The sequence below is a fragment of the Phycisphaerae bacterium genome (genome assembly GCA_017999985.1).
Lineage (GTDB): Bacteria > Planctomycetota > Phycisphaerae > UBA1845 > Fen-1342 > JAGNKU01.
Map to the genome: position 1 here is coordinate 162,895 of JAGNKU010000007.1, position 15,126 is coordinate 178,020.

Annotated in this window: 12 protein-coding genes; 4 read left to right on the plus strand and 8 right to left on the minus strand. The window is 68.4% G+C overall.

Going from position 1 to position 15,126, the window contains the following annotated elements:
* Nucleotides 1–18: 18 nt before the first annotated feature.
* On the minus strand, nucleotides 19–774 hold the full coding sequence (gene nth / locus KA383_11190; protein ID MBP7746684.1) for an endonuclease III: 756 nt from the start codon (nucleotides 772–774) through the stop codon (nucleotides 19–21).
* Complete coding sequence (locus KA383_11195; protein MBP7746685.1) at nucleotides 771–1,574, minus strand: hypothetical protein; 804 nt, start codon at nucleotides 1,572–1,574, stop codon at nucleotides 771–773. The genes nth and KA383_11195 overlap by 4 nt, the downstream gene beginning before the upstream one ends.
* A gap of 183 nt (nucleotides 1,575–1,757) precedes the next feature.
* Here KA383_11195 and KA383_11200 point away from each other — a divergent pair, with 183 nt between their 5' ends.
* Nucleotides 1,758–2,864 carry a glycosyltransferase gene (locus tag KA383_11200; GenBank protein ID MBP7746686.1) on the plus strand — a complete coding sequence of 369 codons (1,107 nt, stop codon included), beginning with the start codon at nucleotides 1,758–1,760 and terminating at the stop codon, nucleotides 2,862–2,864.
* A gap of 17 nt (nucleotides 2,865–2,881) precedes the next feature.
* The gene (locus KA383_11205; GenBank protein ID MBP7746687.1) at nucleotides 2,882–3,331 is read left to right on the plus strand and encodes a hypothetical protein; all 450 of its coding nucleotides are present in this window, start codon (nucleotides 2,882–2,884) and stop codon (nucleotides 3,329–3,331) included.
* 110 nt (nucleotides 3,332–3,441) lie between these two features.
* On the opposite strand, the gene KA383_11210 is transcribed toward KA383_11205, so the two are convergent.
* From KA383_11210 to KA383_11225, 4 genes are all read right to left on the minus strand, one after another.
* Nucleotides 3,442–3,960 carry a hypothetical protein gene (locus KA383_11210; GenBank protein MBP7746688.1) on the minus strand — a complete coding sequence of 173 codons (519 nt, stop codon included), beginning with the start codon at nucleotides 3,958–3,960 and terminating at the stop codon, nucleotides 3,442–3,444.
* 59 nt (nucleotides 3,961–4,019) lie between these two features.
* Nucleotides 4,020–5,351 carry a ribosome biogenesis GTPase Der gene (gene der, locus KA383_11215; protein ID MBP7746689.1) on the minus strand — a complete coding sequence of 444 codons (1,332 nt, stop codon included), beginning with the start codon at nucleotides 5,349–5,351 and terminating at the stop codon, nucleotides 4,020–4,022.
* 66 nt (nucleotides 5,352–5,417) lie between these two features.
* The gene (locus tag KA383_11220) at nucleotides 5,418–6,083 is read right to left on the minus strand and encodes an isochorismatase family protein (GenBank protein ID MBP7746690.1); all 666 of its coding nucleotides are present in this window, start codon (nucleotides 6,081–6,083) and stop codon (nucleotides 5,418–5,420) included.
* 158 nt (nucleotides 6,084–6,241) lie between these two features.
* Nucleotides 6,242–6,709, minus strand: a complete 468-nt coding sequence (locus tag KA383_11225; GenBank protein MBP7746691.1) for a hypothetical protein — start codon at nucleotides 6,707–6,709, stop codon at nucleotides 6,242–6,244.
* Nucleotides 6,710–6,892: 183 nt separating this feature from the next.
* Here KA383_11225 and glmM point away from each other — a divergent pair, with 183 nt between their 5' ends.
* Both glmM and glgP read left to right on the plus strand, forming a co-directional pair.
* Nucleotides 6,893–8,227 (plus strand): phosphoglucosamine mutase, encoded by a 1,335-nt coding sequence (gene glmM, locus KA383_11230; GenBank protein ID MBP7746692.1) that lies wholly within the window; start codon nucleotides 6,893–6,895, stop codon nucleotides 8,225–8,227.
* Nucleotides 8,228–8,362: 135 nt separating this feature from the next.
* Nucleotides 8,363–10,918, plus strand: a complete 2,556-nt coding sequence (gene glgP, locus KA383_11235) for an alpha-glucan family phosphorylase (GenBank protein ID MBP7746693.1) — start codon at nucleotides 8,363–8,365, stop codon at nucleotides 10,916–10,918.
* Between the two features lie 81 nt (nucleotides 10,919–10,999).
* Here glgP and KA383_11240 read toward each other — a convergent pair whose 3' ends face one another.
* Both KA383_11240 and KA383_11245 read right to left on the minus strand, forming a co-directional pair.
* Nucleotides 11,000–12,928 (minus strand): glycoside hydrolase family 127 protein, encoded by a 1,929-nt coding sequence (locus KA383_11240; protein MBP7746694.1) that lies wholly within the window; start codon nucleotides 12,926–12,928, stop codon nucleotides 11,000–11,002.
* Nucleotides 12,929–12,938: 10 nt separating this feature from the next.
* Complete coding sequence (locus tag KA383_11245; protein ID MBP7746695.1) at nucleotides 12,939–14,954, minus strand: glycoside hydrolase family 127 protein; 2,016 nt, start codon at nucleotides 14,952–14,954, stop codon at nucleotides 12,939–12,941.
* Between the last annotated feature and the right edge of the window lie 172 nt (nucleotides 14,955–15,126).

Genomic DNA, 15,126 nt, shown 5'->3' on the forward strand with positions numbered 1-15,126 from the left:
CGCTGGCGAGCACGTCGCTCAGACTTTGTCCGCCGACGGGCAATCCGCCGCCAGCGGACAATTCGCGCACGCCGGCTTGCGCGCCGTGCACACGCGCCGTCCATGCTCGATGAGCGCATGCGCCAGCCACGTCCACGTGTCCTGCGGAAACACCGCCATCAGGTCGCGTTCGATCTTCTCCGCATCCTTGCTGCCCTTCGCGCTCGGGGCCAGCCTCAAACGCTCGGCAATGCGCCCGACGTGCGTGTCCACGACGATGCCGACGTTACGGCCGAACCACGTCCCCAGCACGCAGTTCGCCGTCTTGCGCGCGACGCCGGGCAGTCGCAGCAGTGCCTCCATCGTGTCCGGCACCTGCCCGCCAAACTCGTCGCAGACCAGCCGCGCCATCCCCAGCAGGCTCTTCGTCTTGTTGCGGAAAAAGCCCGTCGACCGAATCGCCGCCTCCAGCTCCGCCGGGTCCGCCTCCGCCAGCGCCCGCGCATCGGGATAGCGTCGGAACAGATCGGGCGTCACCATGTTCACGCGTTCGTCCGTGCACTGGGCCGACAGAATGGTCGCGACCAGCAGCTTCAGCGCACTGTCATGGCGCAGCGCACAGGTCGCATCAGGATACGCCGCCTGCAGCGCCGCCAGCAGCCGCGCGGCCCGCGCCGCGCGCCCGGCTTCGCTTTCACGCGGGCGCTTCGCGGCTGGGCACTTCGGCGACGGACGCTTCGCAGCGGGCTTGCGCTTCGCGCGCGGCTTCTGCGTTTTCGTGGCAACCTCCTTCATACCGCCCCCGGTTCGTCGCGTCTCGGCGGCAGCTCGCGATTATCCTCCGGCTCCGGAATCTCGCCGCCCCGCGGCTCCAACCGCCGGCTGGCTTTCAAATCGATCTGAAACTGCCCGCCCGGCGGATCAGGCAGCCGGTCCGCCGCCGGCCCGAGAAACACCATTTCGTACGGGTCCCAGACGTATCGCGCGATCTCAGCATCGCCCCGGACCCCGGCAGCCAATAGCCCGACGTAGCTGTACCCGCTCTGCTGACGCAGCGCGAACCGCACCGGCTGCTCCGCCTTCCGCACAATCGCCGGCACAACCTCCTCCCCGACGATCAACACCCGCAGCGGCGAAGTCGCGACGTGGGGGAACACCTCCGCGTCGCGCGACACGTGCAGGACCTGCAGCTCTTCTTCAACCCCCTCGGCCAGCACCGTGACGGTCCCGTCGGCCGCGATCAACACCGGCGCCCGCAATACATCCTTCTTGCGCTTCTCCGCCAACCCAAGCGCCCACCGCTCCGGACCCAGCGTTACCAGCCGCAGCCGCCGCATGTGCTCCGCGGTCAGTTCATCCGGCACACACAGCGGCTCCAGCGCCGCCAGGCGCACGAGCCGCACCGCCGCGCTGACTGCGAGCTTCGGATCGTCCAGGTGCGCAGAGGCCTCTTCACGCGACCACTCCGACGACCCAGGCGCCACCACCTCGGCCACCGGCTGCGACTGCGGTGCCCCACCGGCCGGATCTTTCCGACTGCACCCCGCCACCGCGGTGACCGCCACCAATGCCAGAGTGAGCCCACGATCGGCCACCGGACATCTCCAGCAGGGCGCCGCCATCACTTCCGCGCCCGCGGTCGTTAGTGTATTCCGAGCCGGCGGCCCGGGACAATCGTCTCCCGTGCCGCATGCTCGCCCGCGACCGGCCCGCCCGCTACCATGCCCCGCGTGTCCGCTTCCGTGACATCCGCCGTCGAACCCTTGCGCTGCTCCGCCGTGTTGACGCACCATTGGCTCGTCCGCCGGCGTGGCGGCGAAAAAGTGCTCGAAGCTCTCGCCGAATTGCTGCCGGACAGCCCGCTCTACACGCTGGTGCACGACGCCGCCGGCATGGCCGGATCGCCGCTGATCCGCCGGCCGGTACACACTTCCTGGCTGCAACACCTACCCGGTGCGACGCGCCACTATCCCAAGCTGCTGCCGCTGCTACCTTCGGCCGCCCGGCGAATGAAACTCCCGCCGGTCGATCTCGTCGTCTGCTCCGACGCCGCCATCGCCAAGGCCATGACGCCCGACCCGCGCAGCAAGGTTGTCTGCTATTGCCACTCGCCGATGCGCTACGCGTTCGAGCCCGAGATCAGCCGAGGATATCGCCGGACGCTCCCGCTGCTCGCCCGGCCATTGTGGGGACCGACGTGTGCCTACGTGCGCAAGGCGGACTACCGCGCCGCGCAACGCGTGGACCGGTTTGTCGCCAACTCGTGGCACGTCGCCGCGCGGATCAAACGCTGTTACGGCCGCGAAAGCGTGGTCGTCTACCCGCCGGTGGACATCCCTCCGGCCCCCACGACCAGCCCACGCGAGGACTTCTACCTTTGCGTCGGCTATCACACGCCCTACAAGCGGCTCGATCTGGCCATTGAAGCCTGCCGGCGCCTTCGGCAGGGACTGGTCGTCATCGGCGACGGCCCGGACACCGCGCGCATCGACCCGCAGCGCGACAAGCACGTCGAGCTGCTCGGCTGGCAGTCCGCCGACGTGATCGACCGCTACCTGGACCGCGCCGCCGCCCTGCTCTTCCCCGGCGAAGAGGACTTCGGCATCGTCCCCGTCGAGGCCATGGCCCACGGCTGCCCGGTGATCGCCTACGCGGTCGGCGGCGCGACGGAAACAGTCATCGACGGTCAGACTGGCGTGTTCTTCGAGCAGCAGACGGTAGAGAGTCTGGCTAACGCGATCGAGCGCTGCACACAGTGCGCGTTCGATCCGAGCGCGATGCACCGCCATGCGGCGCAATTCGGCCGCGCGCGGTTCTTGCGCGCGATGCGCGAGGTGCTGGCGGACGTTATGATGCGCCCGGCCGCCCGGGCACTTGGGCGCTGACGCGAGCAGACGTGCGCATGACCGGCCCACTCGACAAGGACTGGCTCGACCGGCAGGCATCGGTGCAGGTCGACGATCGCACCGTCGATCTTGACACACTGCCGAAGTGCCCCGAGTGCGGCTACATCATCTACAAGCTCCCGCGCATGCGCTGCCCCGAATGCGGCAACGTGATCCGCGCGGAAGACGTGCACTGTGCGCCCCTGCGGGCCGAACTGGAACGCGCCGTTTGGCACGATCGCTGGAAGAGCTGGATCGGCGTGGGCTCCGGCCTGGCCGGGGCGGCACTCGTTGTGTGGACGACGCGCGGCGCGCGCCTGGCCTTCGGCTGCTTCTTCGTGCCACTGACCATTTTCACGGTCGCCGCACTTGCCTGCCGGCTGTACCTGGGCGATAGCCTGCCCCCCGCGCTGCTGCTGATCGGCACGCTGTGGCTCGCCGTCGGCCTGTTCCTCTTCTTCGTCTGACACCACACAGCTCGCCGTCACCCCCTGCCGGAGACGGGGCCGGGGGCAGGCTGAGCCGCTGGATTGCCCCCCGCGTTTCGCGTCCGCGCATGGACGCGCGTCTGCGGATCCTACCCCGACTTGTGAAGCTGCTTCAGAAACCCCAGCAACACCGCCCGCGGAATCTTCGCCAGCCGCGCCGGCGGCAGCTCGTCCATCGTCAGCCGCTGGATGTACTCGTCCGCGCGGGCCATGTCCATCCGGATTTCGACCGCGAGGTCCTCCGCTTCTTTCAGTTTGCCTGCGGCCATGGCCAGCACGTAGTCGCTGACCAGCACCTCCATGTCGCTCGGCAGGCGCACATCGCCGAGTGGCGCCGGCATCGACGGCGACGCCTTGGCAACCTCGGGCGGCACTTCCTTGTCCTCGCGCAGCCGCCGCGCGATCTCGCGTGCTTCCTCCTCCGCCCGCTTCCGCGCCTGCTCATCCGCCGTATCGCGCGGCGCCAGCCGCAACGGCTCGATTTCCTCGCTCGGCGTCGGGATGTACACGCTCTGGTGGCAATGCGGACACTTCCCGCGCTTGCCGGCGTGCTCGTTCGCCGTCCGGATCATCTGGCCGCAGTGGTTGCAGTGAAACTCGATGGCCATCAGCACTCCCTCTCGCCACGACTCGGACTATTATCCCGAGCCCGCAGGCCCGTGCAAGCTCAGCCCGGCCGCGCGCGATCCGCCCCGCTCGCGCGGAACCACAGCCGCAACGGCACTTCCTTGAACGGCGTCAGCTCGCGCAGCCGGTTCTGCATGAACCGCCGGTATTCCTCGCGCACCAGCGCCGGGTCGTTGCAGAAGCACACCAGCGTCGGCGGCGCCACGGCCACCTGTGTCGCATAGTAGATCTTGACCGGCTTGGTCCCGTGCTTCGCGCTCGGGCCGCGCAGCGCCAGGATGTCCTGCAACGCCGCGTTGAGCCGCCCGGTCGTCATCCGCGTGTTGGCCTGTTCGTGCAGGCTCAGCGCCACCTCCACCGCCGCGTCCACGTTGTACCCGGTCTTGGCCGTCATGAACGTGATCGGCGCGAAGCTCAGCGCCGGCAGCACGCGGCCCAGATAGGCGTTGAACTCCGCCGGCTCGGTCAGCTCGCACGCCAGGTCCCACTTGTTCACGGCGATCACGACCGGCTTGTACTCGTCGAGCACGGCCGACGCCAGCTTCAGGTCCACCTCCGCCACGGGCACAAGTGCGTCGATCAGCAGCAGCACCACGTCCGCCCGCCGGATCGAACGCAGCGCCCGCGTGTACGAATAGAAGTCGATGTCGTCCATGCTCGACTTCTTGCGCACGCCAGCCGTGTCGATCGCGATGAACTGCCGCCCGTCGCGCTCGAAGCGCACGTCCACCGCGTCGCGCGTCGTGCCGGGAATCTCGCTGACGATCATCCGCTCTTCGCCGGCCAGCGCGTTGACCAGCGTGCTCTTGCCCGCGTTGCGCTTGCCGACGATCGCCAGCTTCATCACCGGCGCCTCGGGCTCGGCCACCGCCTCCGGCCCCAGCAGCGGCAACAACCGGTCCAGCAGCAGGCCGCGCCCCTGCCCGTGCAGCGCCGCGACGCACAGCGGCGTGCCGTGCCCCAGCCGCTCGAATTCCCCCGCCGCCGGCTCGTGCTTGGCGTCGTCCACCTTGTTCGCCACCAGAATGACCGGCTTGCCCGCCTTGCGGAGCAGTTCCGCCACGGTCTGGTCCAGGGCCGTGATCCCCGCGGTCACATCCACCAGGAAAAGAATCACGGTGGCGTTCTCGATCGCGAAGCGGATCTGCTCCTCGACGTGGGACTCCAGGTGGTCATCGTCGACGATGCCGATCCCGCCGGTGTCGACCAACTCGAAGTAACGCCCCGCATGCTCGATGACCGCGCTGACCCGGTCGCGCGTGATGCCCGAGCGCGGATCGACAATGCTGATCCGTTCGCGCGCCAGCGCGTTCAGCAGCGAGCTCTTGCCCACGTTTGGGCGCCCGACGATCACCACCCGCGGCAGTGCCATGGGCGGAATGATAGACGATGCCGTGCCGCGAAGCACGGCGGGCGCGTCCCGGCTTGTCGCGGCGGATCAGGCGACCGAGCGGCTGCGATAGCGATGATGACCGTTGCGTTTGTGCTGCCCGAGGGAGGTCTCCAGTAGCTGCGCCGTCGTCAGCAGCTCACAGCCCTTGGCCGCCAGTTGACGGAGCGCCATCTCGCCGTCTTCGGCATCCCACCAGCCGCAGGCGTCCTGCACCACCGCGATGCGCCGGTGGCGCAGCAACAAGCCCAGCGCCAAGAGCCGGATCGACGTCTCGAGCGACACGCCGAACACGACGAAGCGCCGGATCGGCAACTCGGTCAGCAGCCGGTCGAGCTTCGGGTTGGTGAAGGGGTCGCGGTGCTCCTTGACGAGGATGGCCTGCTGGTGCTGCTGCAGGACCTCGAGCGAGACGCACAGGCAGTTGTCCGAATCGATCTGCACGCGATCCGGCAGCAGCGTGAACGGCAGCTTTTGCTGCCCGCGCGTGCCCAGCACGCAATTGCTCGCCGCCAGGCCCCGCACGTCGCCCGGCCGGCGGGCGTCCACGCATGACAGCGTGGGGATGTGCGCCCAGCGGGCAAACGCCATCAGGTGTTTGAGGTTGGGCGTGATCTGCGAGGCGTTCAGGCTGGGACTGGCACCATCCAGGGCGAGATAGTCGCGCTGGGTGCACATGTCGACGAATACGTCCGGTCTGCGCGCGATACTCACGGCGCAGTCCCTCCATAGAGCCACAGATGGGCAGGCAGTTCCACCGTACGGCGGCGAACCGCGTGTGCTTCTTACGCGACGGCTGCGCGAGTCTTCAGTTGTGAACTGAAATGATCGGCAGAGCTGCCAACCACTTTCTCCTCCGTTAGCGGCTGATTCTACGCAGACCCGCGCGGCTTGGCAATCAAATTCCGCGCGGCTTTCTGCGTCGTAAGCTCCGATAACTCGGGCACTTCCAGCGCCGCGCCGCACCCGAGTGGCGGCGGCGTTTTTATGACGCGCTCAGGCTGTGTTAACCTGCCGCCAGTTTCTGCGCCGACATGATCAGGCCAGGCCCGCTGCGACTCCCAATAAACCTGCAGCCGCGGCGCGCCGCACGGCTGCGCAGCGTCGCGCTCCGGCCCGCGCGAACGACCGACGACCTCGACAAATATCTCGTCGCCCGACAGCGCGCCGTTCGCGTCATTACACGGCAGAATCAGCACGGTTCGCACGTTCGCCGCGTGACGCTCTGCGACGCCACCTCGTTGCAAATCCCGGCTGGGCCTCGTGACACCCGCGCCCGTCTCCAGCGACGGCACAACCGAGACCCGGACCCACACGCCGGAACACCAGGGCACATCCACGCATGGTCCGCCGGCCAGAACGCGACGGGGTAGCGGGCGCCCTCGGCCTGGCTTGCGGCGCCGCGCCGGCGCGGCATACTGTGCGGCTCGCCGTCGCGGCGCCCCGTGGAGCGACCGCCAGTTGAATCCGTGACGCACCCCCACAGGGGTCCCGATCGCGGCGGTCTGCGCGAGGTTGACGAAATGACGCTCATGGTCGGCGTTTCCGGCATTCGCGGCACCGTCGGTGAGACCCTGACCCCGCTGGTCGCGCTCGAATTCGCCCACGCCTATGGCATCATGCTGGCAGGCGGTCGCGCCGTGCTGGCCCGGGACTCGCGCCCCAGCGGCGCCATGTTCGAGGCCGCCGCCGCCGCCGGCCTGATGGCCGCCGGATGCGCGGTCACCCAGCTCGGCGTCGCCATGACCCCGACCGTCGGCCGCGCGATCCGGGACGGAGAATACGACGGCGGGGTGATCATCACCGCCAGCCACAACCCCCGCGAATGGAACGGGCTGAAATTCCTCGACGACCTCGGCGTCGCGCCCGATCCGGAGCGGGCCGGGCGTGTCGCCGAGCTGCGGGCCGCCGGCCGCTGGGACCTGCCCGCGCGCGGTTTCCGTCCGCCGAGTGTGGACACGGAAGCCGGCCGCCGCCATGTCGCCGCGGTGCTGGATGCGCTCGAGGTGGACGTCGCGGGCCTGCGCGGCCTGCGGGTTGTGCTCGACAGCATCAACGGGGCGGGCTGCGTCGATACGCCCGCGCTGCTCAAGGCGTTGGGCTGCGAAGTCATTCACCTGAACGGCGAGCCGACGGGCGAATTTGCCCATCGGCCCGAGCCGATCAAGGAAAACCTCGGCGACCTGTGCGCCGCCGTGCGCGCCGCGCGGGCCGCCATCGGTTTCGCACAAGACCCGGACGCCGACCGTCTGGCCATGGTCGATGAGCACGGCACCTACATCGGCGAGGAATACACGCTCGCGCTCGCGACGCGCTCGGTCCTCTCCCGCCGCCCGGGACCGGTCGCGGCCAACCTCAGTACGTCGCGCATGATCGACGACGTCGCGGCCCGCTTTGGCGCGACGGTCGTGCGGACCCCCGTCGGCGAAGCGCACGTCGCGCACGGCATGCTCGCCCACCAGTGCGTGATCGGCGGCGAGGGCAACGGCGGCGTCATCGACCCACGCATCTGCTACGTTCGCGACAGCCTCTCGGCCATCAGCCTCGTGCTGCAGCTCCTCGCCGCCACCGGCCAGCCGCTCAGCGCCCTGGTCGCCGAGCTGCCCCGCTACGCTTCCGTCAAGCAGAAGGCCGAGCTGCCACGCGAGCGCATCGACGCCGCCGTCGCGGCCGTCGCAACCGCGTTCGCCGACCGAAAGCCGAATACGGCCGATGGCGTCCGTGTTGACTTCCCCGCGGGCTGGGTACACTTACGGGCGTCGAACACCGAGCCGATTGTGCGCGTCGTGGCCGAGGCCGCCACCGCAGCCGAGGCCGAGCGACTCGTCGCCCAGGTGCGCGCGGCCGCCGGGATCTAGCCCTCATCCAGGTGGCGCGGCGGCGCGTTTCGGGTCACGTCGCGGCCCAGCGCGGCCGATAATAGAGATGGACTTGCGATGCCACCAGCAATGAACCCCCGCGGCGACTCGGCGTCTTCGCTGGCCGGAGAGTGCATGAAGAACATACGTACCTTCGTCATCGTCCCCTCCCTTCCCGAACTGCTCGAGCCGCTCCGCCAACTGGCTTACAACCTGTGGTGGACCTGGAACCCTACGGCCACCGACTTGTTCCGCCGGCTGGACGTGGACCTCTGGCGCCGGGTAGGGCACAACCCCGTGGCCCTGCTCTGGCAGGTCAGCCAGGCGCGCCTCATCCAGGCCGCCCGCGACGATGCCTACGTCGCCCAGCTCTGCCGCGTCATGGACAGCTTCTACGTGTACATGAACAGCCGCACCTGGTTCGACGAGCACTACCCCAGCGAACGGGACACCGTCATCGCCTATTTCTCCGCCGAGTTCGGGCTGCATGAGAGCATGCCGATCTACTCCGGCGGCCTGGGCGTGCTCGCCGGAGACCACCTGAAGTCCGCCTCCGACCTGGGCGTCCCCCTGGTGGCCGTCGGCCTGGCCTACCGCCACGGCTACTTCAAACAGCAACTCACGGAGGACGGCTGGCAGCTCGAGAGCTACCCCGTCCACGATCCCCACCAGTGGTGCGCCACGCCCGTTCTGACCCCCGAGGGCCATCAGCTCCAGATCAGCGTCCCGCTCGGGACCCACGCCGTGCACGCTGGACTCTGGCTGGTCAACGTCGGCCGCGTCAAGCTCTACCTGCTCGACACCGACATCCCCGACAATCCGCCAGAGCTGCGCGGCCTCACCGCGCGGCTCTACGGCGGCGATGGCACCATGCGCATCCGCCAGGAGATGCTCCTCGGCATCGGCGGGCTGCGCGCCCTGCGCACGATCGGGATTCACCCGCTCGTGTGCCATATGAACGAAGGCCACGCCGCTTTCCTGGCCCTCGAGCGCATCCGCCTCGCCATGCGCGAGCACAACCTCAGCTACCGCGAGGCGCGCGAGGCCGCGTTCGGCGGCAACATCTTCACCACGCACACGCCCGTCCCCGCCGGCATCGACCGCTTCGATCCGCGCATCGTCGAGCAGCACCTCGGCTGGATGGCGCATGAGCTCGGCATCAGCATGCGCGACCTGCTCGCCCTCGGCCGCGAACACCCGGACCGCAACGAAGAGGAATTCTGCATGCCGCTGCTCGCCCTGCGCATGTCGTATCGCAGCAACGGCGTGAGCAAGCTGCACGGCGACGTGGCGCGCGGCATGTGGCAGGGCTACTGGCCCGGCATCCCGCGCGAGGAAGTGCCCATCACCCACATCACCAACGGCATTCACACGCGCACCTGGACCAGTCCCACGATGGCCGACCTGTTCGACCAGTACCTCGCCCCGGGCTGGGCCGAGGCCGACGAGCACGACCCGCTCTGGCGGCGCATCGCCGAGATCCCCGACGCCGAGCTCTGGCGCGTCCACGTCCGGCGCCGCGAATGGATGATCGCGGCCATCCGGCGCCGGCTACGCGACCAGCTCAAGGGCCGCGGCGCCCCGCCCGCCGAGATCAAGGCCGCGGAGGAAGTGCTGGATCCGGAGGCCCTGACGATCGGCTTCGCCCGCCGCTTCGCCCCGTACAAGCGGGCCACGCTGATCTTCCGCAACCTGGAGCGCCTCGCGGCCCTGATCGGCAACCGCGAGCGCCCCGTCCAGTTCATCTTCGCCGGCAAGGCCCACCCCAACGACGGCGCCGGCAAGGAGCTGATCAAGCACATCGCGGTGATCTGTGCCCGGCCCGAGTTCCGCCGGCGGATCGTGTTCCTCGAGAACTACGACATCTCGCTGGCCCGCGTGATGGTGCAGGGCATCGACGTCTGGCTCAACAACCCCCTGCGCCTGCACGAGGCCAGTGGCACGAGCGGCATGAAGGTCCCCGCGAACGGGGGTCTCAACCTGTCGTGCCTCGATGGCTGGTGGCCCGAGGCCTACAACGGCGAAAACGGCTGGGCGATCGGCGACGGGCGCGTCTACGACGACCTGGCCTACCAGGATCACGTCGAAAGCGAGTCGCTCTACAACCTGTTGGAACGGGAGATCGTCCCCCTGTTCTACGAGCGCACGATCGACGACCTGCCGCGCCAGTGGGTCGCCCGCATGAAGGAATCGATGAAGACCATCGTGCCGGTCTTCAACACCAACCGGATGCTGCGCGAGTACGCCGAGCGGATGTATCTGCCCGCCCTGCGCCGCGTCTGCAAGGTGCGCGCGGACGATTTCGCCATGGCCCGCGCGCTGTCCACCTGGAAGGACCGCCTCCGCAGTCACTGGCACGAGGTGCGGGTCGCCGAGGTGCAGGCCCCCGGGCACCAGATCCTCAAGGTCGGCGACCAGCTTCCGTTGCTCGTCCGTATTCGCCTCGGCCCGATTCCCCCCGAGGACGTCGCCGTCGAGGCCTACTGGGGTCCGCTCACCCCGGACGGCGAAATCACCAGCGGCTCAGCCGTGCGGATGAAGTACGCGCGCGCGGAATCCAACGGCGAGCACTGGTTCGAGGGCGCGGTCCCCTGCCAGGCCAGCGGCCGCAATGGCTACGCGATCCGCGTCGTCCCGTGCCACGAGGACCTGGCCGATCGCTACGATCAGGGCCTGGTCGTCTGGGGCTGAGCCAGAGCGCCGTCGGCCCCGTCCCCAGCCGCACCACCGCGAGAAGGCGCCCGAACGCCTTGCCCAGCGGGGTGCGCCGTCTCATGGCACCCGCGGTAGCCAGACCCGCATCGCGCCGACATCGCGATGACACCAGGCGTAATACGGCACCGCGACGAGCTTGACCGGTGCGTCCCCGCGCGTGGCCGTCCCGCGCAGGATCGTCACGCCGCCGAGCAGCGTCGGCACTGGTTCGGCCCGCAGCGCAGCATCATCGGGCAAGATCAGGTCCGCCACCTCGCCGCCGTTGTCCACCGCCTCGACGCAGTACATGATCGGCCCGCGCTGGAGCGCAACCCGGTCCACGTTGTCCTTCACCGCCGGATTGGCCACCACGCGTCGGACCGCCATCGGCAGCGCCAACTCGACCCGGTCGCCGGCCTGCCAGGTGCGCTTCACACGGGCGTAGCCGCGCTCAACGTCGAGCGGAACCGCCGCGTCGTTCACGCGCAGGGTCGGCTGTGCCGCCGGCTTCTCGAGGAAGTGATACAGGTCGCTCGGCACCGCCTGGTCGCCGGCCCAGCCGGGAATTCGCACGTACACTGTGAACTCGGCGGACTTCTCCGGCGTGATCGTCATCTGCACATTGCCGTCCCAGGGATACCGCGTCGCTTGCGTCAGCGCGACCGTCTGCCCGCCCAGCGGGATCTGGCCGCTGCCGGCGACAAACAGATTCACGTACACGGCGCCGTCGCCGACCGCGTACACGTAGCCGGGGACCGACGGCAGGAAGCGGACAACGTTGGTCGGGCAGCACGAGCAATCGAACCACGCCTGGCGCTTCGCCTTGCCATCCGACGCCAGCGGGTTCACGTAGAAGAAAAGGTCGCCGCTGAGCGAGACACCGGAGAGGAACCCGTTGTAGAGCACGCGTTCGAGCACGTCGACATACTGCGCGTCGCGGTGCAGCAGAAACATGCGCTGGTTCCACATGGCGTTCGCAATGGCCGCGCAGGTCTCGCAGTACGCCGTCGCGTTCGGCAGCTCGTAATCATCGCCGAAAGCTTCTTCACCACCGCGGGCCCCAATGCCGCCGGTCACGTACATGCGCTTGGCGACCATGTTCTGCCAGATGCGGTCGATGGCGCCAATGTAGCGCTCGTCGCCGGTCAGCGTCGCGACGTCGGCCATGCCGCAGTACATGTAGCCTGCCCGCACGGCGTGGCCGACGGGGTGGTCCTGCTCGAGCACGGGCTGATGGTCCTGCGCATACTCGCCGTACAGCTCGCGGTCATGGGCATAGCCGCGCTCGTCGAGGAAGAACTTCGCCAGGTCGAGATAGCGCCGCTCGCCGGTGAGGCGATAGAGCTTCGCGAGGCCAATCTCGATTTCCTGGTGTCCGGGGACGCCGTGGCGGGCCGTGGGCCCGAATTCGCGGGCGATGAGATCGGCGGACTTCAGCGCCACGTCGAGCAGCGTGCGCTTGCCGGTCGCCTGGAAGTGCGCGACCGCGGCCTCGTACAGGTGTCCCATGTTGTACAGCTCGTGACTCTGGGCCAGGTAGGACCAGCGCGTCGCGCCGCAGCCGTCCGGCGGGTTGTCGGGATTCAGGCGGCGGATCGTGTACAGATAGCCGTCCGGCTCCTGCGCCGCGGCGATCTTGGCGATCAGGTCGTCGAGGTACCTATCGAGTTGCGGGTCCGCCTGCACGGTCAACGAGTACGCCGCGCCTTCGATCACCTTGAACACGTCGGAATCGTTGAAGCGCAGGCCTTCGTGCTTGCCCGGCATGAGTCCGCCGGCCTTGGCGAAGTTGTCGATCCGCCCGGTCTCTTCACACTTCTTGAACGCAAAGGGGATCGTGACGCGGCGGTTCGTTTCCAGCCGCGGCGACCAGAACTCGTCCGTGAACTTCACGGCGGTGAACGGCACGGCGGTCACGGCCTGTGGTTTCACATCCTGGGCGCTGGCCAGTCCGGTTGCGCCGGCCGCACAGAGCACGGCCGGCATGATGCGACAGAGATTCATCATGGTTCCTCGCTCACTTCTGCGCCGGCGCCCGGGTGGCCTCCGGCACTACCCAGTCGTGCGCATCCGGGCCGTCGCCAATTGTCGGGAACGACGCGATACGCAGCCGGGCACAGCCCATCGGGATCAACGTTACGGTTTCAAGCGGCTCCTTGCTGCGCGCCGGGCTGGGCTGCAGCAGGCCAACCAGGCCGAGCGCGTCTTCTTTCCAGGCCGGGATCCGCCGCGCGGACGCCCGGAGCGCAACCGGAGCCGCCTCGGCGGTGAACGGCAGGTCATCCTCGGGCCAGGCCTGGGTGAGCACTTCGAACGACGCCGCCGGTTCGCCGGCCCTCAGGACCAGGCCGTAGTTCCACGGCGTGGTCGGCAGGATTTCATAGGCGGGCCAGGCATCCGTCCCGCCGGCGCGCACGATCTGCTCACCGATCTTCAGCGCGTAGGTCAGCGGGCCGCGCGACACGGAGACGCTGTCCTTGTTTTTGGTCCAGCGCTGGAGCGTGATCGACATGGGCAGGCACAGTTCCACACGGTCACCGTCCTGCCAGGTGCGCTCGACCACGATGTACCCGCGCGGCGCCGCCGGCAGCTTCTGCGGCTGACCGTTGACCTGCACCTCAGGCGCCGTGCACCAGCCCGGGACACGCAGATACAGAGGAAAACGCACCGCCTGCCGGACCGCCAGGCGGATCGCAATCCGGTCGTCAAACGGGTAGTTCGTGTCCGTCTGCAGCGTCACCTCGCCGTCCGGCCCGACGCGCACCTTGGCCACAGCGGGCGCATAGAGCGCGGCCGCCACGCCGTTGTCCGGCGTCGCCAGCCACAGGTGCTCGACGAAGTACGGCCAGGCCTGGCTGACATTGTGCTGACAGCAGCGATAGCGGTGCGGGTCGAAGGAGAACATGTCGCCGTCGTTCTGAATGCCCGGGGCCTTGTTGCCGCGGTCGCAGCGCACGAGGTTCGGCGACGTCAGGTAGTGCAGGGCTTTCTGGTCGGCGGTCATGGAGGCGGGCAGCGAGTCGAAGGTCACCTCTTCACAGCGGTCGGCCCAGATCGGGTCACCGCAAATCGTGAGCAGCATCTCGAACGAGCGCATGTACTCCGCCCACGTACAGGTCTCGGTGCCCTGGCGCGGGTCGATGTAGCCGGGCCGCGCGTTTTCGTCTGCGCCGAAGCCGCCGCCTGGCACCTGGCCGTAGATGCCCATGACTTCCGCGTAGTTGCGCTCGGCGGCGCGGAGGAACTTCGGATCCTTGGCCTGCTGGTAGTACACCGCCGGCCCCCGGAAGGCTTGCGCGATGTTCACGCCATGCCAGTCGGCGACCCCGTCGGTCCAGTTTGCGGTCCGGCGATGGATCTTCTCCGCCAGCTCCAGGAGGTACTTGTCACCGCGGATGTTGTAGAGCCAGTAGACGTTGGCGAGGTTGTCGGCGGCGCGCTGCTGCTGCCAGAACGGGAGCAGAAAGTCCTGCTCCGGCCAGTCCAGCTCCCAGCGGAAGAAGCCCGCCATCAAATCGAGCACCCGTTCGTCGCGCGTGAACTCATAGTACGAGCGCAGGGCGTCGAGCATGATCATGTGCGGCCAGACATCTGGTTTGCCGTCGAGGCTCGTGAGGTTGGCACGCGGGCCGAAATAGCCGCTCTCGGCCTGACTGGACAGCACGCCTTCAATCCAGACGCGTGCTTCCTTGATGATGCGCTCGTCGCGGAGGATGTAGCCCAGATTGCCGAAGCCGCGCAGCCAGTACGGCACCTCCTCCCAGCCGAAGTCGCCCTCGCCGGTCGGGCTCAACCACGCGTTGTGCTCTTTCCTCAGGAACTTGCTGATTTCCGTGAGATGCCCGATGAAGCCCTCCGCCTCAAGCTCCAGTTGCTTGCGCAACCAGCCGCGCGGCTCGATCTGCCCCACCGGCAGCTTCGAGAACGGACTGGGCAGGAGCGGCGGCTGGTTATGCACGTAGTGCGTATTGGCCGACTCCACCGGCGGCGCCGCCACCACCGACACCGCGTCCTGCGCGCTCACCATCGACATCGTGATCACCGACAGCATCAGGGCACCCAAACGATACGCACACATGCGGCTCTCCACATGGCCACGTCCCGCACGTGGCACGAGTCTTGCGATTTCCATCACTTCGTGCGGCGCGGCCTGACCGCAGCGCCGATCCTCCACGGCGCCGCGCCCGTCACGCGCTTGCCGTGGT